General features: G+C 72.9%; 15 protein-coding genes, 1 tRNA gene and 2 pseudogenes. 8 read left to right on the plus strand and 10 right to left on the minus strand.

Annotated elements, in window-relative coordinates; translation table 11 throughout:
- Positions 1–43: 43 nt before the first annotated feature.
- Positions 44–1,330, plus strand: coding sequence for an adenylosuccinate synthase (locus tag STRTU_RS18835; RefSeq protein WP_159744710.1), 1,287 nt, complete (start codon positions 44–46; stop codon positions 1,328–1,330).
- 57 nt (positions 1,331–1,387) lie between these two features.
- Here the strand turns inward: STRTU_RS18835 and STRTU_RS18840 are convergent, their stop codons facing one another.
- The 4 genes and pseudogenes from STRTU_RS18840 to STRTU_RS18855 all read right to left on the minus strand — a co-directional run.
- Positions 1,388–3,235, minus strand: coding sequence for a serine/threonine-protein kinase (locus tag STRTU_RS18840; protein WP_159744711.1), 1,848 nt, complete (start codon positions 3,233–3,235; stop codon positions 1,388–1,390).
- Positions 3,236–3,343: 108 nt separating this feature from the next.
- Positions 3,344–4,933, minus strand: coding sequence for a serine/threonine-protein kinase (locus STRTU_RS18845; RefSeq protein WP_159747060.1), 1,590 nt, complete (start codon positions 4,931–4,933; stop codon positions 3,344–3,346).
- 288 nt (positions 4,934–5,221) lie between these two features.
- Positions 5,222–5,356, minus strand: a pseudogene (locus tag STRTU_RS18850) (class F sortase); the annotation flags it as partial.
- Positions 5,356–5,820: pseudogene (locus tag STRTU_RS18855) on the minus strand (two-component sensor histidine kinase); the annotation flags it as partial. The pseudogenes STRTU_RS18855 and STRTU_RS18850, both read right to left, overlap by 1 nt.
- A 185-nt stretch (positions 5,821–6,005) precedes the next feature.
- Between STRTU_RS18855 and STRTU_RS18860 the strand changes: the two are divergent.
- The 3 genes from STRTU_RS18860 (at position 6,006) to STRTU_RS18870 (ending at position 8,962) form a co-directional block, all read left to right on the plus strand.
- Positions 6,006–7,376, plus strand: coding sequence for an aspartate aminotransferase family protein (locus STRTU_RS18860; protein ID WP_159744712.1), 1,371 nt, complete (start codon positions 6,006–6,008; stop codon positions 7,374–7,376).
- 162 nt (positions 7,377–7,538) lie between these two features.
- Entirely contained in the window at positions 7,539–8,216 is a 678-nt protein-coding gene (locus STRTU_RS18865) for a GntR family transcriptional regulator (RefSeq protein WP_159744713.1), read from the plus strand.
- Positions 8,217–8,311: 95 nt separating this feature from the next.
- Entirely contained in the window at positions 8,312–8,962 is a 651-nt protein-coding gene (locus STRTU_RS18870) for a hypothetical protein (RefSeq protein WP_159744714.1), read from the plus strand.
- A gap of 319 nt (positions 8,963–9,281) precedes the next feature.
- On the opposite strand, the gene STRTU_RS18875 is transcribed toward STRTU_RS18870, so the two are convergent.
- Positions 9,282–10,037: an SLATT domain-containing protein gene (locus STRTU_RS18875; protein ID WP_159744715.1), complete on the minus strand. Its 756-nt coding sequence runs from the start codon at positions 10,035–10,037 to the stop codon at positions 9,282–9,284.
- A gap of 288 nt (positions 10,038–10,325) precedes the next feature.
- On the opposite strand from STRTU_RS18875, the gene purD reads away from it, so the two are divergent.
- The 4 genes from purD (at position 10,326) to STRTU_RS18895 (ending at position 16,642) form a co-directional block, all read left to right on the plus strand.
- A complete protein-coding gene (gene purD / locus STRTU_RS18880; RefSeq protein ID WP_159744716.1) occupies positions 10,326–11,591 on the plus strand; it encodes a phosphoribosylamine--glycine ligase in 1,266 nt (421 codons plus the stop codon).
- 448 nt (positions 11,592–12,039) lie between these two features.
- Positions 12,040–13,929, plus strand: coding sequence for a hypothetical protein (locus STRTU_RS18885; protein ID WP_246240733.1), 1,890 nt, complete (start codon positions 12,040–12,042; stop codon positions 13,927–13,929).
- Between the two features lie 234 nt (positions 13,930–14,163).
- Positions 14,164–15,645, plus strand: coding sequence for a N,N-dimethylformamidase beta subunit family domain-containing protein (locus STRTU_RS18890; protein ID WP_159744718.1), 1,482 nt, complete (start codon positions 14,164–14,166; stop codon positions 15,643–15,645).
- A gap of 97 nt (positions 15,646–15,742) precedes the next feature.
- Positions 15,743–16,642: a phosphoribosylaminoimidazolesuccinocarboxamide synthase gene (locus STRTU_RS18895; RefSeq protein WP_159744719.1), complete on the plus strand. Its 900-nt coding sequence runs from the start codon at positions 15,743–15,745 to the stop codon at positions 16,640–16,642.
- Between the two features lie 42 nt (positions 16,643–16,684).
- Here STRTU_RS18895 and STRTU_RS18900 read toward each other — a convergent pair.
- The 5 genes from STRTU_RS18900 to STRTU_RS18920 all read right to left on the minus strand — a co-directional run bounded on the left by STRTU_RS18900 (position 16,685) and on the right by STRTU_RS18920 (position 20,671).
- A tRNA-Gly gene (locus tag STRTU_RS18900) sits at positions 16,685–16,757 on the minus strand.
- A 53-nt stretch (positions 16,758–16,810) separates the two neighbouring features.
- The gene (locus STRTU_RS18905; protein ID WP_246240736.1) at positions 16,811–17,428 is read right to left on the minus strand and encodes a response regulator transcription factor; all 618 of its coding nucleotides are present in this window, start codon (positions 17,426–17,428) and stop codon (positions 16,811–16,813) included.
- Positions 17,429–17,502: 74 nt separating this feature from the next.
- Positions 17,503–18,756: a sensor histidine kinase gene (locus tag STRTU_RS18910; RefSeq protein WP_246240739.1), complete on the minus strand. Its 1,254-nt coding sequence runs from the start codon at positions 18,754–18,756 to the stop codon at positions 17,503–17,505.
- A 38-nt stretch (positions 18,757–18,794) separates the two neighbouring features.
- Complete coding sequence (locus STRTU_RS18915) at positions 18,795–19,610, minus strand: ABC transporter permease (protein ID WP_159744720.1); 816 nt, start codon at positions 19,608–19,610, stop codon at positions 18,795–18,797.
- On the minus strand, positions 19,607–20,671 hold the full coding sequence (locus STRTU_RS18920) for an ABC transporter ATP-binding protein (RefSeq protein ID WP_159744721.1): 1,065 nt from the start codon (positions 20,669–20,671) through the stop codon (positions 19,607–19,609). Before STRTU_RS18920 ends, STRTU_RS18915 begins: the two co-directional genes overlap by 4 nt.

Raw genomic sequence — 20,671 nt, forward strand, 5'->3', positions numbered from 1 at the left:
CCACGCACGTGGGACATGCCCCGCCCGGAAGGGGTGTACGCCTGTGCCCGCACTTGTGCTGCTCGGTGCTCAGTGGGGTGATGAGGGCAAGGGAAAGGCCACCGACCTGCTCGGTGGATCCGTGGACTATGTAGTGCGCTATCAGGGCGGCAACAACGCCGGCCACACGGTCGTCGTCGGCGACCAGAAGTACGCACTGCACCTTCTCCCTTCCGGAATCCTCTCGCCGGGGTGCACCCCGGTCATCGGCAACGGCGTCGTCGTGGACCCGGCGGTCCTGCTCTCCGAGCTGAGCGGACTCAACGAGCGCGGCGTGGACACGTCCAAGCTGCTGCTCAGCGGTAACGCGCATCTGATCACGCCGTACAACATCACCGTCGACAAGGTGACGGAACGGTTCCTCGGCAAGCGGAAGATCGGCACCACCGGCCGCGGTATCGGCCCGACCTACGCCGACAAGATCAACCGCGTCGGTATCCGGGTGCAGGACCTCTACGACGAGTCGATCCTCATCCAGAAGGTCGAGGCGGCCCTTGAGGTCAAGAACCAGCTCCTCACCAAGCTCTACAACCGCCGCGCCATCGAGGCCGGCCAGGTCGTCGAGGAGCTGCTGGGCTACGCCGACCAGATCAAGGGCTATGTCGCCGACACCACCCTGATCCTCAACAAGGCGCTGGACGACGACAAGGTCGTGCTCTTCGAGGGCGGCCAGGGCACGCTGCTGGACATCGACCACGGCACGTACCCCTTCGTCACGTCCTCGAACCCGACCGCGGGCGGCGCCTGCACGGGTGCGGGCGTCGGCCCCACGAAGATCAGCCGGGTCATCGGCATCCTCAAGGCCTATACGACGCGCGTCGGCGCCGGTCCGTTCCCGACCGAGCTGTTCGACGAGGACGGCGAGGCACTGCGCCGCATCGGCGGCGAGCGCGGTGTGACCACCGGCCGGGACCGCCGCTGCGGCTGGTTCGACGCGGTCATCGCCCGCTACGCGACCCGCGTCAACGGTCTGACGGACTTCTTCCTCACCAAGCTCGACGTGCTCACCGGCTGGGAGCAGATCCCGGTCTGTGTCGCGTACGAGATCGACGGCAAGCGGGTCGAGGAACTGCCGTACTCGCAGACCGACTTCCACCACGCCAAGCCGGTCTACGAGATGCTCCCGGGCTGGTCCGAGGACATCACCAAGGCCAAGACGTTCGCCGACCTGCCCAAGAACGCCCAGGCGTATGTCAAGGCGCTGGAGGAGATGTCCGGCGCCCCGATCTCCGCGATCGGCGTCGGCCCCGGCCGCGACGAGACGATCGAGATCAACTCGTTCCTGTCGTAGCGACTCCGCCCGGGGGACCTGCGCGGTCCCCGGTGCACCGCAGCAGCGGCCGCGCGGCTACTTCACCCTGGAGTAGCCGCGCGGCTGTTTGTCGTCGCCCAGGAACGCGCGGTGGAGGGTGCCGTCACCGCTCAGGCTGAGCACGGAGGTGCTGCTCGGGGAGCAGCCGGGCGCGGACCGGTCGACGACCGACGGGCCGACGGTCAGTTTGCCGTGCTCGGCCGCGTAGAGGCTGGCGTGTGCCGTGCAGTGGCCGTTGCGGCCGATGACGTCCGTGGTGAGGACCCTGCTGCCCGCCGGGGCCTGTCTGATGGTCAGCCGCTGGCTGCCGTAGCCGTCGTCATCCGTCCGCTGCCAGGTGCCGAGGAAGCCGTCCGGGACGGTGCCGTCGGCCGGGGCGACGCGGTGCAGGGTGGCGGTGCGCCCGGCCGCGGACCAGGTCAGCGTGGAGTCGCCGCCCTCCTTGAGGGTGTGTTCGCCGAGTGCGGCGCAGCGGCCGGCCGGTACGGACCGGACGACCTTGGTGTCCAGCCGGAGCGCCGGGTGCCCGTCCTGCTGGGTGACGGACACCAGCGTGCCGTCGCTGCGGCACTCGTAGGTCGCGCCGAGGCTGGTGCTGTTCGCCACCACCTCACCGACCTTGCCGTGGCTGATCACGAACCGCCGCTGCTGCCCGGTGGGTTCGCCGTCCCGCAGCACCGGCCCCGACCAGGTGCCGATATAGCCGGCCGGGATGTCGGACGCGCTGTCCTCGGCGCCCGCACCGCCGCTCAGCACCGGCACCGCGGCGGCGGCCGCGGCGGCCGCGACGACGGCCGTGGCGGCGAGGGGAAGCCAGCGACGGCGGCGGCGCCGCTCCGGCGCGGTGGGCGGTGGGACCAGGGCCGGAGCGGGCGGGGCCGGTGCCGGCGTGGCCGGTGCCGTAGCGGCCGGGACCCTGGTGGTCACCGCCGTCGGCGACTGGCCTCCGGGCGGGGTGTCGGTGTCCAGGAGGAGCACGGCGTGCTGCCCCAGGCTCGCGATCAGCTCGGCCGGCAGCCAGGGCGCGGCCGCCGGGCCGCCGGGCTCCGGCTCCAGGCGCGCGGCGAGCTCCCCGGGGGTGGGCCGCGCCGCCGGGTCCTTGGCCAGGCAGTCCAGGATCAGTCCGCGGATCCCGTCCGGCGCCGCGGCCAGTTCGGGCTCATCCCGCGCGATCTTGAACATCACCGCGTGCACGCCCGAGGCGAGACTGCCGAACGGCTGCTGCCCGGTCGCCGCGTACGCCAGCACCGAGCCCACACAGAACACATCGCTGGCCGGGCCGGCCCGCTGCCCCGTGACCTGCTCGGGTGACATGAAGCTGGGCGAGCCGAGCACCGTGCCGGCCCGGGTCTGGGTCTCCCCGACCGCGTCCAGCGCCCGTGCGATACCGAAGTCGATGACCCGCGGTCCGTCGATGGTGAGCAGCACATTGGACGGTTTGAGGTCGCGGTGCACCAGACCGACCCCGTGGATGTCGCGCAGTGCGCAGGCCAGCCCGTAGGCCAGCCGCCGCAGCGAATGCTCCGGCAGCGGGCCGTAGCTGCCGGTACGGCCGTACGGGAATCCGACGACCTCGCTCAGGGTGGGGCCCGCGATATATCCGGTGGCGACCCAGGGGACCGCGGCCTCGGTGTCGGCGTCCAGCACCGGTGCGGTCCAGTGCCCGCCGACCCGCTGCGCGGCCGCGACCTCCCGCCGGAAGCGGCTCCGGAACTCCTCCTCCGCGGCCAGTTCGGCCTTCACCAGCTTCACGGCGACGGTCCTGCCGCCCTCGGAACGGGCGAGGTAGACCCGCCCCATCCCGCCGCTGCCGAGACGGCTGAGCAGCCGGTAGTCCCCGATCCACGACGGATCGTCGGCCGTCAGCCCGCGCAGGCCGTCCATCCGGCACCCTCCCCCTCTTCCTTCCGTGTGCCGGAGACACGTTCCGGCAGCAGTCGTCCCTCTGAGCCTAGGCGGCCCTCCAACGCGCCGGGGCCAACAGGCCGTTTGTCACCCCGCCTTGGTGGCCGTCCCCCCGGCCTTGCGGTACGACAGCGCCCTCCCGTCGTCGGAGATACGGCGCAGCATGCCGTCCACCAGCTCCAGGGTGCTCGGCTCGCCGGGGCTACAGCTGTCGTGCGGTCCGGAGACCACCGTGGACGGGCCGAGGCGGATCGGGGGGCCCGCGTCGGTCAGGGTGGCCGCGAAGGTGCAGCGGTAGGACTCGCCGGTCGCCGTCATGGTCAGCACGGTGTCCCCGGTCGTGCCCTGGGTGAGCGTCAGGCGCCGGCCGTTGAGGGCGGAGCCGCCGAGGGTGGTCTCCCAGGTGCCCAGATAGGCCGCGGGCAGGCCCCCGTGCGCGGCGGCCTGCGCCGCGGTCCCGCCGTCCTTCGCCGCTACGCCGTCGCCGCCCCTGCTCAGCATGGCGTACGCGGTGGCCCCACCCGCCCCGACCAGGGCCACCGCGACCGCGGTGGCCAGGGCGGCACCGGCCGCGCGGCGGCGGCGTGGTGCGGGTTCCGGGGCCGCTGTCGCGTGGTCGTGGGGGCCGGGGCCAGGGGACGGCGTCGCCGGAGTGTGGTCCGCGAGGGTCGTACGCGAGAGGGCCGCGGACGGCGCGTCCGTCCCGTAACCGCCCTGCGCGCGCCCCTCGTTCGCCATGTGCCCCTGCGGTGCCTCGTCCTGCGGGTCCTCCGCGTCCAGCAGCTCCACGGCATGCCGTCCCAGCCGGGCGATCAGCGTCCCCGGCAGCCAGGGCTCGTCGTCGGTGCCCGGCCCGCCCGCGGCGCCGCCCTCCGCCTGGGCCACCAACTGGGCGGGCGTGGGCCGCTGTTCCGGGTCCTTGTTCAGGCATCCGGCGATCAGTGCGCGCAGCCCCTCGGGCACCCCGGAGAGGTCCGGCTCCTCCTGGGCGATGCGGAACATCACCGCGGGCGCGAGGCTGTCGGCCGTGCCGAACGGCTGCCGTCCGGTCGCCGCGTAGGCGAGCACGGACCCGAGGCAGAAGACATCGCAGGCCGGGGTCAGTTGGTCGCCGTGGACCTGCTCCGGCGACATGAAGCCCGGCGAGCCGATCGAGGCGCCGGTACGTGTCACCCCGCTGCTGGTGACGCCCTCCAGCGCGCGTGCGATACCGAAGTCGATGACCCGCGGCCCGTCGATGGTGAGCAGCACATTCGACGGCTTGAGGTCGCGGTGGATGATCCCGGCGGCGTGGATCGCGCCCAGCGCACGGGCCAGCCCGGCGGCCAGGATCCGTACGCTCCGCTCGGGCAGCGGAGTACCGCTGCCGACGACCCGCTGGAGAGAGGGGCCCGCGATATAACCCGTGGCGACCCAGGGGGTCTCGGCCTCGGTGTCGGCGTCCAGGACGGGCGCCGTCCACTCCCCGCCGACCCGCTGCGCGGCCCGTACCTCCCGCCGGAAGCGGGTCCGGAACTCCTCCTGGCCGGCCAGCTCCGCGCGCACCAGCTTGACCGCGACCGTGCGGCCGCGGTCCGAACGGGCCAGGAACACCCGGCCCATACCGCCCTCGCCGAGCCGCCCGAGCAGGCGGTAGTCCCCGATCCGCACCGGGTCCTGCGCCCGCAGCGGCCGCAGCACTCCGTGCCGCGCCGCGCGCCCCGACCCTTCCTGCTGCCCAGCGAGTATCAGCCGTTCCACAATCCCGTCGCCCTTCCCCCCGAAGCCGCCAGTGGACGAGTGGACGCCGGTGTCTTCGCACCCGGTGGTGCCCGCGGCCTCTCGTCGGCGGTGAGGATATCGAGCGTCCGCCCCGCCCCCGCAGGCCCGTACGCCCCTTAATGGGCAATTCGCCCCGGCGGCAATCGTACTCCTGCCCGAACTGGCCGCCCACTATGGCGGCTTGGCCCCGCCGTCCGCACCCCGTCAGACCTTGACGGCGTAGACGATGAGGTTGTCCACCGGGTGCCCCTGGGCGTTGAACGCGCCGTCGCAGGTGATCAGCCGCAGCGCACGGTCCGGAGTGCGGCCGTAGACCCGCTCGGTGGGGAACGCCTTCTTGCCGTGGAGAGGTCGAAGCCCGGCACGGTGGCGCCGCCGGTGTCGCCGATGAACAGCAGCGCGGGCGAGGCGACATACGAACTGAGCTGCTCACGGCGGGCGGTGCCGACGCAGGAGGCGATGGCCCGGTCGCCCTCGGCGTCGCCCGGGGGCACCGCGACCTCAACGCCCTCGCGGGAGGTGGGCACCGGCCGGGGCGTGCCCCTCTCCGAGGGCGCGGGCTGTTTCAGGCCCTGGCCCCAGGAGAGGTCGGGCTTCAGCTGGACGGCTGCCCGGCCCTGCCGCTTGAGGCAGGCGTTGGCGAGCTGGTTGAGGGCGCCGAGCGCCTTGCGCTCCGTCGCCGTGGGGGCGTCCAGGTCCTCGGACCCGCACCGGGAGCTCTGGAGCCGGTCGGGATCGTTGCCCACCATCTGGATCCTGGGCCGTCCGCTCGGGCTCGCGACCACGTCCGAGGCGATCCCCGACGGGGTTCGAAAACGGCGGGCCGTCGCCGACGCGAGGGCCGCGATTCCGGACAGAGTGTCCGCGAGCCGTGGGTGGAGTCACACACACTGTCGGTACCGGCCACCGATCCGTGATCCCTAGTCTGAGGGCGTTCGCCGCGCCCATCCCCCGGCGGACCCGAGCGACCCGATCCGAGGTACTGACCGTGACCACGACGCCCTCCGCCTCCGCCGCCGACCCTGCTGCCGGGGCAGCAGTGAAGGCCGCCGACCGCGCGCACGTCTTCCACTCCTGGTCCGCGCAGGGCCTGATCGACCCGCTGCCGATCGCCGGCGCCGAGGGGTCGTACTTCTGGGACTACGACGGCAACCGCTACCTCGACTTCTCCTCCCAGCTGGTCAACACCAACATCGGCCACCAGCACCCCAAGGTCGTCGCGGCGATCCAGGAGCAGGCCGCGAAGCTGTGCACCATCGCGCCCGGATTCGCGGTGGACGTCCGGTCCGAGGCCGCCCGGTTGGTCGCCGAGCGCACCCCCGGCGACCTCGACAAGATCTTCTTCACCAACGGCGGCGCGGAGGCCGTGGAGAACGCGGTCCGGATGGCCCGGCTGCACACCGGCCGCGCCAAGGTGCTCTCCGCCTACCGCTCGTACCACGGCGCCACCGCCACCGCGATCAACCTGACCGGCGACCCGCGCCGCTGGCCCTCGGACACCGCCTCGTCCGGTGTCGTCCACTTCTGGGGCCCGTTCCTCTACCGCTCCGCCTTCCACGCCGAGACCGAGCAGCAGGAGTGCGAGCGCGCCCTCGCGCACCTGGAACAGACCATCGCCTTCGAGGGCCCGCAGTCCATCGCGGCGATCATCCTGGAGACCGTCCCCGGCACCGCCGGCATCATGGTGCCGCCGCCCGGCTACCTCGCCGGCGTCCGCGAGATCTGCGACCGGCACGGCATCGTCTTCATCCTGGACGAGGTCATGGCGGGCTTCGGCCGCACCGGCGCCTGGTTCGCCGCCGACCACTTCGGCGTCACCCCCGACCTGCTGACCTTCGCCAAGGGCGTCAACTCCGGCTATGTCCCGCTCGGCGGTGTCGCGATCAGCGCCGAGATCGCCGCCACCTTCGACCAGCGCCCCTACCCGGGCGGACTGACCTACTCCGGCCACCCGCTGGCCTGCGCCTCCGCCGTCGCCACCATGAACGCGATGGCCGAGGAGCGGATCGTGGAGAACGCCGCCGACATCGGTGAACGGGTCATCGGCCCGGCGCTGCGCGAGATCGCCGAGCGCCACCCCTCGGTCGGCGAGGTCCGCGGTATGGGCGTCTTCTGGGCCCTGGACCTGGTCCGGAACAAGGAGACCCGCGAGCCGCTGGTCCCGTACAACGCCTCGGGCGCCGCCAACGCCCCGATGGCCGAATTCGCGGCGGCCTGCAAGCGCGGCGGTATCTGGCCGTTCGTGAACATGAACCGGACGCATGTCGTCCCGGCCTGCACGATCACCGAGGCCGAGGCCAAGGAGGGCCTGGCCGCCCTCGACGAGGCCCTGGCGGCGGCCGACGCCCACACCGTCTGAGTCCGGTGCCGGGTCCGCCCGGCACCCGGAACCGCAGGTCACGGGCGTGCCACAGGGCATGCTCACGGCAACCTCGGGCAGCGGCCCGGTGCGGCCCTCGCCTATCGTGGGCGGGGGCCGCACCCACCTGCGCGGTCAGGCACGTCGAAGGAGACGCACACGATGGCCGCCGGCGGAGACAGCTCAGTCATACGACGCAGCACCCTGCGCCAGCAGATCGCCGACGCCCTGCGCGACGAGGTCCTGGCCGCCCGGCTGCCGTCCGGCCACCCCTTCACCGTCAAGGAGATCGCCGAGCAGTACGGCGTCTCCGCCACCCCGGTGCGCGAGGCGCTGCTGGACCTGTGCGCCCAGGGCCTGCTCGACGTCGAACAGCACCGCGGCTTCAAGGTGCACGCCTTCACCGCCGACGACTTCCGCGCCATGGTCGAGGCCCGCACCCTGATCATCGAGGGCATCTTCCGCAGCGGCGCCGACCAGGCGCTGCGCGCCACCGCCGCGGGCGTGCTGATCTCCATCCGGCGCCGCGCCGACGAGGCCGCACGGGCCGCACGGGCCGGCGACCTGGACGTCCTGATCGGCTATGACCTGCGCTTCTGGCGCGAACTGAGCGGCATCGTGAACAACCCCTACATCAGCGACTTCCTCGACCGGATCCGCGTCCAGACCTGGATGTTCGCGGTACCGCTGCTGCGCCGCCAACGCGACCTCAAGGGGCTGCTGTGGCACGGCCACTGCGCGCTGGCCGACGCCCTGATCCAGCACGACCTGGCCGCCGCCCAGCGGCTGATCGCCGAGTACAACGAGCACTCCCTCGCTCTCGTCGGAACGCGCGGCTAGCACTACGCTGTCCCGACCATCGGCCGTAATGGGCCGTACCCGTAGCTGTACGTGCGCCGGTGCCCCCGTCCCCGACCGGAAGCGAGCCCACACCCGTGGCATGTGACCTGTGGCTGGTACCCCTCGTCGATGTGCTGTGCCACAGCCCCGACAACCCGTTCTCCGAAGAGATCGCCGCCTACGACAAGGCCCTGACGGAAGCGGGCCTGCCACCGGTCCCGGTCTTCAGCTATATGCCCGGCCTCTCCGGTGACGTCGCCCCCGTCGCCGGCTTCGACTACGACGCCCTGCACTTCCTGCGCCGCGCCTACCTGCTGCGCCTGTGCGGCCTGGAGGTCACGCCGGTCGACGAACTGGGCGGCGACTACGAGCAGTTGCTGGAGATGTTCGAGACCACCGCGCAGCAGTCCCACCTGGTCTGGCACTACGACCACGCGGGCGCCTACGTCCCCGTCGACTTCCCGCACCCCCTCGCCAACGACGAACTCCTGGAGGGCGGCGGCCCACTGGGCTCCTCCCACGGCCTGCTCCGCGACCTGGAACTCGTCGCCCCCTCCCTGGGCATCGACCCGGCCAATCCCCCCGCCGCCCCCGCCCCACCCGCAGGCCCCACCTCCCTGGAGGAACGCGCAACCGCCGCCCCCCTGGACAACAACCCCTTCGCCCGAGAACGCCACGTCTGGCTGGGCCTCCACGCCGCCGCCACCCGAAGCCTGGCCCAGGGCTCCATGATCGTCTTCAGCTAGCCCCCAGCCCACCGGCGTGCACCCCCACCAAGGTTTTTCCCACCCACCCACGGGAGGGGACGGGCCGGAGGGGCAGGGTGTCCGGACGTAAAGCGAAGCAGTCCGGACACCCTGCCCCGGAGGCCCGTCACCGCACCCCGACAGCCCCGCGCAGCGGACCGGCCCGCCGCAGGCGCAACGGCGGGGCAGCCGAAGACGTGGGCAGAACGCAAAGCGCAGCGGACCGGCCCGCCGCAGGCGCAACGGCGGGTGCACCGCGAAGCGGGCAACAAACGGCGAGCAACGCCCACGGCGGGAAAGCCGAAAACGTGGGAAGCCTTCACTCCGGCGGCCGCTGCCGAGGCATATTCGGCCGAGCCCGATGCGGCACCGCAAACCGCCCCGCCGCAGGCGACCCCTCCGGACGCGGAGAAACGGCGGCAGAGCTGCCCCCGTCCGCGGCAAAGCGCAGCGAATCGGCCCGGAACTCCGCCATCCAGTCGGCGGTTTCGGCCCGCACCAGTTCCGCGAGATCCTCGTTGAACCGCCGCAGCACCCCCAGGCAGCGCTCCGCCGCCTCACCCGCCGTGCCCTCGGCCGGCCCGAGCACCTCCCGTACGCTCTCCGTCGCCCAGTCGAACTGCAGCGCCTCCAGCCGCCGGTGAATCGCCTGTGCGGTCGCCAGATCCCGCATCCATCCGGTGGTCACCCCGAAGTACCGGTCGCCGCCCACGCACACCGCCGCCAGCAGCAGCGAAAGACAGCCCCAGGACGCGCCGCCCTGCCAGACCCCGGCGAGGTCCAGCAGCGGCAGCGCCCCGCCCACCGTCACCCCGGCCGCGGCGCCCAGCCGCAGCGCCCGCGCGCCGCGGCGTTTGGCCAGCCGGTCGTGCAGATACCAGTCGGCGGCGCGCAGTGCGCCCTCCTCGGTCCAGAGATAGAGCGCGTCCAGGCGGTCGGCCGGTTCCCCCCAGTCACCGAGCGGGAAGACCCGTCCGGCGAGGTCCCTCCGGCCGGGGCCGCGGCCGCCGCCGTCCCCTGGGGGACGGCCGCTCTCCCGAGGGGGCCCCTCGGGCTGCATCTCCGGATGACTCACCCGTGCACTCCCTCTCTACGCTCTCTACCGACACGTGCGGTGCACGCGTGACATCCGGGACGGCCGTTGCGCGCAGTCCCCCTTCCTACCGCCGAACGGCTGGCCTCGGCCGCACGATCACGCTCTTTCCGCCCGGAAGTGGTGCGGGATCGGGTATAAGGCCGCCGGGCATCTCACCCGAAAGAGTGGCCAACGCGGTGACGCACGGTTTCCGGCCGCCCCGGCGCCGCTCGCCCGCCGGGTCCGGCCGGGGTCCGGCCGGCCGGGGCTCTCGTCTAGGCTGCCACCGTGAAGGTCCTCGTCATCGGCGGCGGCGCCCGCGAACACGCCCTGTGCCGCTCTCTGTCCCTCGACCCCGACGTCACCGCGCTGCACTGCGCTCCCGGCAACGCCGGTATCGCCGAGGTGGCCGAATTGCACGGGGTCAACGCCCTCGACGGCGCGGCCGTCGCCGATCTCGCCGCCGGCCTGGCGGCCGATCTGGTCGTGGTCGGCCCCGAGGCCCCGCTGGTGGCGGGCGTCGCGGACGCCGTACGCGACCGCGGTATCCCGGTCTTCGGCCCCTCGGCCCAGGCCGCCGAGCTGGAGGGCTCCAAGGCGTTCGCCAAGGACGTGATGGCCGCCGCGGCCGTCCCCACGGCCCGCAGCTATGTCTGCACCACCCCGGAAGAGATCGACGAGGCGCTGGACGCCTTCGGCGCGCCGTATGTCGTCAAGGACGACGGGCTGGCGGCCGGCAAGGGCGTCGTCGTCACCTCGGATGTGGAGGCCGCCCGCGCCCACGCGCTGGCCTGCGACCGGGTCGTCATCGAGGAGTTCCTCGACGGCCCCGAGGTCTCGCTCTTCGCGGTCACCGACGGCGAGACCGTCGTCCCGCTGCAGCCCGCCCAGGACTTCAAGCGGGCCTACGACGGCGACGAGGGCCCCAACACCGGCGGCATGGGTGCGTACAGCCCGCTGCCCTGGGCCGACCCCAAGCTGGTCGACGAGGTCATGGCCACCGTCCTCCAGCCCACCGTCGACGAGCTGCACCGCCGCGGCACCCCGTTCTCCGGGCTGCTCTACGCGGGCCTGGCGATCACCTCCCGCGGGGTGCGCGTGATCGAGTTCAACGCGCGCTTCGGCGACCCGGAGACCCAGGTCGTCCTGGCCCGCCTCAAGACCCCGCTCGCCGGTCTGCTGCACGCCGCGGCCACCGGCTCCCTGGCCACCTTCCCGCCGCTGCGCTGGAGCGACGGCGCGGCGGTCACCGTCGTCATCGCCTCCCACAACTACCCGGACACCCCGCGCACCGGGGACCCGATCGACGGCCTCGCCGAGGTCGTGGCGGAGGACGGCCCCAAGGCGTACGTCCTGCACGCCGGGACCAAGCGCGACGACTCCGGCGCGGTGGTCAGCGCGGGCGGCCGGGTGCTGTCCGTCACGGCCACCGGTTCCGACCTGGGCACCGCCCGGCAGCGCGCCTACCGCGCCGTCGGCCGGATCTCCCTGGACGGCGCCCAGCACCGTACGGACATCGCCGCCAAGGTCGCGGACGAGGCCGCGGGCGCATAGCGACGAGGGCGCGCGGGCCGCTGGGACGTGCCCGTCGCGCCCGTCGCGGCCGGTGACATCTCCCCTGGGGCACATGGCACATACCGTGGCATATGCCTCAGGCCCATCGGTGCAGACCGGGCCGAATCGCCCACGACCGGTGCCCTTCCGACACCGGTTCCCGGCTTTGCCCAAAGCCATTCCATCGAGTGACCGCACCGAGTAACCGGCTGACGGGACCAAAACCCCCAACTAGGGTGCCGCGCAAGCGTCCTGCGGTGGCCGTGCCGGATTCCGGCACGGTGATCGCGGCGGCGTCCGGCAAGTGGCTCACCGGCATTGCGATGTCAGTGGCCGGTGCCACAGTGGGTGGGGAGTGAGCTCGCTCCGCACAACGCGCAATTCTCGTACGTCCGTCCCGTGTTCTCTCCGTCCGGCTCCAGCAGGACAGCAGGGGGTGTACAGGCTCGTGGCAAGTCCGGAAACAGGCGTCCTGGCGGCGCGTGCCCGCGCCCTCGCCGTGCTGCGGATCCGCAGCACCGCGCTGGCCGTGGCGCTGCTGCCCGCCGCGGTGGCCGTGGTGCTGCTCGCGGGCCGGGTGACCGGCCATCTCGGCGCGGGCTGGGACCTCGCCTGCTGGATCACCGGCGGCCTCGCGGTGCTCAGCCTGTCGCTGGCCGCGCTGGTCGCCGTGGTCGTCGCGCGCGCCCGGCCCGCCCTCAGCCCGTCCGTCCCGATCTCCGAGAAGTCGGCCCCCGACCTCTACCGCCTGGTGCGCGACCTCGCCGACCGGCTGGAGGTCCCCGCGCCCTCCGCCATAGCGCTCACCCCGGACTGCGACAGCTGGCTGGAGGACCGTACGCACCGCGCCCATGGCCCGCCCGGCCGCGGCAGAGGACGGGCCGACGGGGAGCGCCGGGTGCCCGAGGCGCCGGTCCTGGTCATCGGCTCGCCGTTCCTGTGGTGGATGCGGGTCGCCGAGCTGCGCGCCCTGCTGGCCCCCGTCGTCGCCGGCACCGGCCCCTCGGCCCATCCCGACATAGCGGCCGCCCGCCGCTTCATCCGCGGTCTGGACGCCGCGGTGGCGGTCTCCGCCCGCGCCCGGCGGCCGGTGCGGGGCCTCCCGCTCCGCTTCGTCGGCCGGGTGGCGCGACTGCTGCTGCGGGCCGGCCGCGATCACGCCACGATCATGGAGCGCGCCGTCGCGGCCGCCGCCTCCGAGCGCGCCCAGGCCGTCGACTACGGCCTGCGGATCGTCGCCCAGGAGCAGGTCGGCCTCGCGTACGCGGGCTGGGACCGGCTGCTGACCCGGGTCGCCCTGCCCGCCTGGCGGATGGGCCGCTGGCCGTCCCGGCTGGACGCCGGAGTGGTCTCCGCGCTCACGGAACTCTCCCGCCGTGACCGCCTCGCCGACGGCTTCGCCTCCCGTCTGGGCGAGCGCCCCGCCTGCGACCTCCTGGAGGAGCCGGGCGCCATCGACCGCGCCGCCTCGCTGCTGGCCGCCCGCCTCTTCCACGGCGGCCCGGCCGAGCCGGGACCCGACTGGTCACCGGTCGGCTGGCAGCAGTATCCGGAAGAGGTCGTGGACCGGAAATGGCGCCTGGAGGCCGCCCGCCTCCACCGCGTCCTCGACAACCTCCCGGCGACCGCCCTCCCGGAAGCCCCGGCGGCCCCGGTGACCCCGCCCGCGACGGCTGCCCCGGTGGCCCCGGCCCAGGACCCCGCCGCCGCCCCGCCCCTCTCGTACGCCCGCGCCGCCGCCCGTACACCCGGCCACGGCCCGGCCGGGCGCCCGCCCGCCGACGAGCCCGCCACGGGCCCGCCCGCCGACGAGCTCGCCATCGGTCCGCCCGCCGCCGGCCCCCGCGAGGAGCAGCCGCCCGCCCCGGCGCCCGGCCCGACACTGGCCCGCGTCATCGACCGGCTCACCCACGACGCCTGCGCGGGCGATCTCGTCGCGGAGCGGCTGGGCGCCGAGGTCGAGCGCGAGGAGCGTGCGGAGGCGGCCCGCCAGGCCGCCCGCGGCACCGCACCCCAGGACGCCGCCATCGGCCTGGCCTGGGGCGACGGCATGGCCGAGGGCGGTCTCCCGCTGTTCCCGCTGCAACCGCCCCGTACGGGCCGCGAGCTGCTCGCCGACCACGTCACCGCCATGGTCTGCTGCGCCGCCGTCGACACCGCCGGTGCCGTCCCGGGCCTGGACTGGCTCGACGGCCCGGCGCTGCTGGTCGACGGCGCCCGCCGGTGCGACCTCGGCCGCCCGGTGCTCAGCCTGGTCGACGACGGCGACGCGGAACCGCTCCGCGGCTGGCTGACGACGATCGGCGTACGGCCGGAGAAGCCGGTCCGGCTGGTATGACCCCGGTCCGCGGCGGCCGGGGAAGCGCCGCGGTTCCCGGGCGGCCCGCCCGACCGGCTGAATGTTCCCTTCCAGTTCGCATTTCGGGGGCGGTTGCATCTAAATTCACGACGAAGGGTGACGGAGTGGGTGCGTAATGTGATGTGCTGGGGGCGGCCGGCCGGGTGCGCCCCGCCGGCGCAGCACCGGCCCGAGAGGCCGCGGCCGATGGGGGACGTGGGAGGGGAGTGGAAGGTGGCGACGGATCAGATCAGGCGCTGGGAGTCGGGCGCCCTCGCCCACGCGGTCACGGACCCGTTCGGGCAGGGACCGCTGCCCTGGCTGCGCGGCAGCGAGAACTACTTCGACTCCGGCCGCATCATCCCCTGGTACGTCGACCCCGCCGTCGCCCAGGGCGATCTGAGCGTGCCCGCACCCCACAAGCACAACGGCCCGCGTACCGCCGATGACGTCCACCGCCAGATCAAGGGCTTCGCCGGCACCGGCGCGGTGGCCCCCGGCGAGGCCATCGACTTCCGGGTCTCGGTCGATCCGCCCCAGCCGTTCAGCATCGACGTCTACCGCATCGGCCACTACGGCGGCACCGGCGCCGCCAAGATCACCACCAGCCCGCGGCTGGCGGGCATCGTCCAGCCGCCCCCGCTGACCGCCGAACGCACGGTCTCCTGCCATCACTGGTGGCTCTCCTGGCGCCTCCAGGTCCCCACCTTCTGGAACCTCGGCGCCTATGTCGCCGTGCTCACCACCGCCGACGGCCGCTACCGCTCCCATATCCCGTTCACCGTCCGCGACAACGAGCCCGCCGATCTCCTCCTGCTGCTGCCCGACATCACCTGGCAGGCCTACAACCTCTACCCGGAGGACGGCCGCACCGGCGCCAGCCTCTACCACGCCTGGGACGACAAGGGCGCCCTGCTCGGCGAGCAGGACGCCGCCACCACCGTCTCCTTCGACCGCCCCTACGCCGGCGCCGGTCTGCCCCTCCATGTCGGCCATGCCTACGACTTCATCCGCTGGGCCGAGCGCTACGGCTACGACCTCGCCTACGCCGACGCCCGCGATCTGCACGCCGGCCGCGTCGACCCTTCCCGCTACCGCGGCCTGGTCTTCCCCGGCCACGACGAATACTGGTCGGTGCCCATGCGCCGTACGGTCGAGGCCGCCCGGGACACCGGCACCTCCCTGGTCTTCCTCTCCGCCAACACCATGTACTGGCAGGTCGACCTCTCCCCGTCACCCTCCGGCCCGGACTCCCTGCTCCACTGCCGCAAACGCCAGGGCCCCGGACGCCCCGCGCTGTGGCGGGAGAACGGCGATCCCGAACAGCGGCTGATGGGCATCCAGTACGCCGGCCGGGTCCCCGAACCGGCCCCCCTGGTCGTCCGCAACGGCGGCCACTGGCTCTGGGAGGCCACCGGCGCCCACGAAGGCGATGAGCTCCCCGGCCTGGTCGCCGGCGAAGCCGACCGCTACTTCCCGCGCACCAGCCTCCCCCGCCACACCGAACGCATCCTGCTCGCCCACTCCCCGTACCGCGACAGCGAGGGCACCCGCCGCCACCAGGAGACCTCCCTCTACCGCGCCCCCAGCGGCGCCTGGGTCTTCGCCTCCGGCACCTTCGCCTGGTCCCCCGCCCTCGACCGCCCCGGCCACGTGGACCAGCGCGTCCAACGCGCCACCGCCAACCTCCTCGACCGCATCTGCAAACGGGACTGAGCCCGGCCTCCGGCCCGCATCCGGCCCCCGTCCCGTACCTCCGGCGTGCGTAGGGGAGAATCGAGGGGATTCCTGGATCAACCTACGCGGAGGAAGCGTGCCCGGTTTTGTAGAAAAGCCTGAGCCGGTGGAGGTCCCCGGGCTCACCCACCTCCACACCGGCAAGGTGCGCGACCTCTACCGCAACGCCGCCGGTGAGCTGGTCATGGTCGCCAGCGACCGGACCTCGGTCTACGACTGGGTGCTGCCCACCGAGATCCCGGACAAGGGCCGCATCCTCACCCAGCTGTCCCTGTGGTGGTTCGAGCAGCTCACCGACATCGTTCCGCACCACGTCCTCTCCACCGACATCCCGGCCGGCGCTCCGGCCGACTGGGCGGGCCGCACCCTGGTCTGCAAGTCGCTGGACATGGTCCCCGTGGAGTGTGTGGCCCGCGGCTACCTCACGGGCTCCGGCCTCGCCGAATACCGGCAGACCCGTACGGTCTGCGGGCTGGCTCTCCCCGAAGGTCTCGTCGACGGCTCCGAACTCCCCGCGCCGATCTTCACCCCGGCCACCAAGGCCGCCGTCGGTGACCACGACGAGAACGTCTCCTACGAGGAGGTCGCCCACCAGGTAGGCGCCGAGGTCGCCGCCGAGCTGCGGCAGACCACCCTCGCCGTCTACGGGCGGGCCCGCGATATCGCCCGCGAGCGCGGCATCATCCTGGCGGACACCAAGTTCGAGTTCGGCTTCGACGGTGCGCGGCTGACCCTGGCCGATGAGGTCCTGACGCCCGACTCCTCGCGCTTCTGGCCGGCCGATCTGTGGCAGCCGGGCCGCGCCCAGCCGTCCTTCGACAAGCAGTTTGTGCGCGACTGGCTGACCTCTCCCGCCGCGGCCTGGGACCGTACGGGCGAGCAGCCGCCGCCGGCCCTCCCGCACGAGATCGTGGCGAGCACCCGCGCCAAGTACATCGAGGCCTACCAGCGCCTCACCGGCCTCAGCTGGGCATAACGGAAAAGACCCCGGTCACCGACCGGGGTCTTTCCTTTCCTGAGCGGACGACGAGGCTCGAACTCGCGACCTCAACCTTGGCAAGGTTGCGCTCTACCAACTGAGCTACGTCCGCATGCGCCGCGCAAAGCTCCTGAGAACAGTCGCCGCCGCGCGGTGCGGGGTCCACTATAGCCAACCCCGCTCGCGGGCGATGCGCGCCGCGGCATGACGGTTCTCCGCGCCCAGCTTCGCGGTCGCCGACGAGAGGTAGTTCCGCACCGTCCCCGGCGACAGCGAGGCCCGCGCCGCGATCTCCGTGACAGGCCCTCCTGCCTCGGCGCATTCCAGTACCTCCGCCTCCCGGACCGTCAGCGGCGACTCCCCGGCGCTTATCGCGTCCGCCGCCAACTCCGGGTCCACATAACGGTTTCCGGCATGCACCGAGCGGATGATCTCCGCCAGCCGCTGCGCCGACACCGTCTTCGGCACGAACCCCCGCACCCCGGCCTCCAGCGCCCGCTTCAGATGCCCCGGCCGCCCATGACTCGTCACGATCATCGACCGGCAGCCCGGCACCTCATCCCGCAACCATGTGGCGACCGCCACACCATCCGCCCCGGGCATCTGCAGATCCAGCACCGCGACATCCGGCTCATGCGCACGGGCCATCGCCCGCGCCTCCGGTCCCGTCGCCGCCTCCGCCACCACCAGCAGATCGTCCTCCAGCGACAGCAACGCCGCCAGCGCCCCGCGGATCAGGTGCTCATCATCCGCGAGCAACACCCGGATCACCCCCTCACTCACCCCGCCACCTCTCTCTCCATCCCGTTCTCCCGCCGCCCCGGCCGCCCACCGCGACGAGCCCCGCTCCGCCTCGGCTACCCACGCGCCGCGCCCACCGGGAGTTCGACGGTCAGCCGGAAGAGGCCGCTCGGGGCCAGGCTCGATGTCAGGCTCCCGCCCAAGGGGCGGAGACGTTCCCGGAGTCCCTTGAGGCCGCTGCCGGGGGCCGAACCGGCGGCGGCCCCGTCCGGCGGGCGGGCGACGCCGTCGTTCTCGATGGTCATCACGAGCACCGAGCGGTGCGGATCGATCCGGGTCCGCACCGCACAGCGCCGTACGTCCACGGCATGCCGCAGGACGTTCGTGGTGCCTTCGCGGACGACCCAGCCGAGCGCCGACTCCACCTCCGGCGACAGCTCTGTCCCCTCCTCGCCCTCGATACGGCACTCCACCCCGGCCGACCGCAGGATGGAGCGGGCCCCCGCCAACTCCGCCTGCAGATCGGCCTTCCGATAGCCGCGCACCACCTCCCGGACCTCCCGCTGCGCCTCCTGGGCGATCCGCTGCACCTCCACCATCTGCTCCACGGCCTCCGGCCGCTCCCGCCGCGCCAGCTGCACCGCCAGCTCGCCCTTGAGGGCGATCACCGCCAGATTCCGGCCCATCACATCGTGCAGATCCCGGCTGAACCGCAGCCGCTCCTCGGCGATCGCGAGCCGGGTCTCGGTGCCGCGTGCCGCGTCCAGCTTCCAGATCACGCCGAGCAGCCAGCCCGTGGGCCGCGCCAGCAGAAGGCTCCACACACCGGCGAAGAACAACAGGACCGCCATGCCCAGGGCGCCCAGCCGGGAACCCGTGAGCAGCATGAGCAGCGCCATGACCGCCCCGCCGCCGGCCAGCGCGGCCAGGAACTTCCGCTTGGACACCACCAGGCTGTGGGCCATGAAGAACGGCGTGAGGGTCGCGCCCATCGCCACCGCCACCGCACTCAACCTCTCCTTGTCGGCGGTGCCGTTGACGGTGAGCAGCCCGAACAACGCGATCTCGGCGACGAGGGTCAGCACGGCCGAGACGAGCAACAGGCTGCGCGGGGTCGTCCCCCGTTCCAGATAGCGGTCCAGCGCGCGGTTCAGCAGCGGTACGGCCAGCGCGCCCTGAGCCACATTCAGCCCCATGGCGACACCGGCGAAGGTCACCTGCAACGGGGCGCCGCCCGTTGCGCTCATGACGGGCGTCACCCCGCCGAGCACGGGAAGCCAGGGGAGGAGGTACAGACTGACGCGGAAGTAGGCGTCGATCATGGCCATCCGGCCCCGCCGCCGCCACACCGCCCGTAGCTTGTCGATCATCCGCTGCCCGCCCCCGTCGTCCCGATCGTCTTACACAGCTAGCGCCTCGGCTCCCAGCGGAACCACCGCTGGACAGCAAACAACGCGAGCACGGTCCAGGCCAAGCCGGTGAGCAGCGGCCCCAGCGTCTCCTTGAGGCCCTCGCCCCCGGTCCAGCCTGCCCGTATCAGCTCCATCGCCGGTGACAGCGGAAGCAGTTCGAGCACGGAGGCCACGCGCTCCGGGAGGATGTCCGGCGGGACGACCATCCCGGACCCCGCCAGCGACACCATCATGAAGGGGAGCACGGCGATCTGGGAGGCCTCGGCCGACTTGGCGAGAACGGAGGACAGCGCGGCGAACCCCACGACCACGGCCATCCCGAGCACCACACCGGCGACCAGGAGATGCGGCGCGGTGGGCATACCGGCGTCCAGGACCAGTCCGCCCAGGACCACCAGAAGGACACACTGCACCAGGCCGAGCAGTACCGACGGCAGCGCGGTGCCGGCCAGTATTTCCCGGTCCAGCAGCTCCCCGGTACGCAGCCGCTTCAGGACCAGCTCTTCGCGCCGCGCGGTGTACGAGCTGGTGAGGCTGGAGTAGACGGCGAAGAGCAGGACGTACCCGAGGGTCGCGGGCAGCAGCACCGTCCCGGCCGACAGCCCGGTGCCGGACACCATTTCCTCGACCGCGCCTTTCATGGCGAACGCCAGGGCGACCGGGATGAGCACCGCGGTCGTCAGCGCGGTCTTGTTGCGGCCGAGAAGCGCCAACTCGGCCCGCCCCAGGGCGAGAAGACGCGCCGCGGCCCCGGTCTCCGAGGGTGTTCCGGCCCGTTCGAAACCGCCGGTTTCCCGCACGCTTGCACTCATGAGTTCTCCAGCCCCTTTGCGATGTGCAGAAATGCCTCTTCCAGCGATGCGGACCTGACGTCCAGATTTCCGAGCGCTATCCCCTTGTCCTGCGCCCAGAGCAGGACGCCGGTCGCGGCCCGCTGCAGTTCGTCCGTCCGCAGCCGGACCGTGCGCCCGTCCGTCTCATGACCGAGGACGCCCAGTTCCCCCAGCGGGGGAAGATCGCCGAGATGGAATCCGATGGGCAGCTCGAAGGAGATGTGCGAGGGGTGTGCGGCGACCACGTCCGCGACATGTCCCGCGGCCGCGATCCGCCCCTCGTGCATGATCGCCAGCCGGTCCGCCAGCTCCTCGGCCTCTTCGAGATAGTGCGTGGTCAGCACGATCGTGGTCCCAGAGTCCCGCAGCCCGCGCACCAACTCCCATGTGGTGTGGCGCGCTTCGGTGTCCAGACCGGTCGTCGGCTCGTCCAGGAACAGCACCTCGGGCCTCCCCAGCAGCGCCAGGGCCAGATCCAGCCGCCGCCGCTCACCGCCGGAGAGCTGTTTGACCCGTACGTCCTTGCGCCCCTCCAGCCCCACGGAGGCGAGAGCTTCGCCGACCGGGCGCGCCCCGCTGGTGCACCCCGCCCACATGCGCACGGTCTCCGCGGGCGTCAGCTCGGCGGGGAAGCCGCCCTCCTGGAGCATGACGCCGACATGGGGCCGCACCTTGCGCCGCTCCCGGAACGGGTCATGGCCAAGGATCCGGACCTGCCCGGCCGTCGGCGGCGCCAGGCCCTCCAGCAGTTCGAGAGTGGAGGTCTTGCCCGCGCCATTGGTCCCCAGAAGCGCGAACAGCTCCCCGCGCTCGACGGAGAAGTCGATACCGCGCACGGCCTCGAAACTCCGCCGCCCGCCCCGTTCCTCGTGCCCGCCCCGCCCCTCGTGCTCGCTCCGCTCCCGCGGACCGCTCCCGCGCCGCCCGGCCGAGCCATAACTCCTGCGGAGACCGGTGACTTCGATCACACCGCCCCCGAAGCCGGCGCTTGCGGCGCCGCCGCGGCCGACGCCCCCGATGGTTTTCTCCCCGATGTCCAT

The organism is Streptomyces tubercidicus (assembly GCF_027497495.1).
GTDB classification, from domain to species: Bacteria; Actinomycetota; Actinomycetes; order Streptomycetales; family Streptomycetaceae; genus Streptomyces; species Streptomyces tubercidicus.

Coding starts and splice junctions, on each gene's coding strand:
- STRTU_RS18840 (WP_159744711.1), bottom strand. CDS start 3,235: ATGGACGGCCTGCGCGGGCTGACGGCCGACGATCCGTCGTGGATCGGG.
- STRTU_RS18865 (WP_159744713.1), top strand. CDS start 7,539: ATGGCCGCCGGCGGAGACAGCTCAGTCATACGACGCAGCACCCTGCGC.
- STRTU_RS18910 (WP_246240739.1), bottom strand. CDS start 18,756: ATGATCGACAAGCTACGGGCGGTGTGGCGGCGGCGGGGCCGGATGGCC.
- STRTU_RS18915 (WP_159744720.1), bottom strand. CDS start 19,610: ATGAGTGCAAGCGTGCGGGAAACCGGCGGTTTCGAACGGGCCGGAACA.
- STRTU_RS18920 (WP_159744721.1), bottom strand. CDS start 20,671: ATGGACATCGGGGAGAAAACCATCGGGGGCGTCGGCCGCGGCGGCGCC.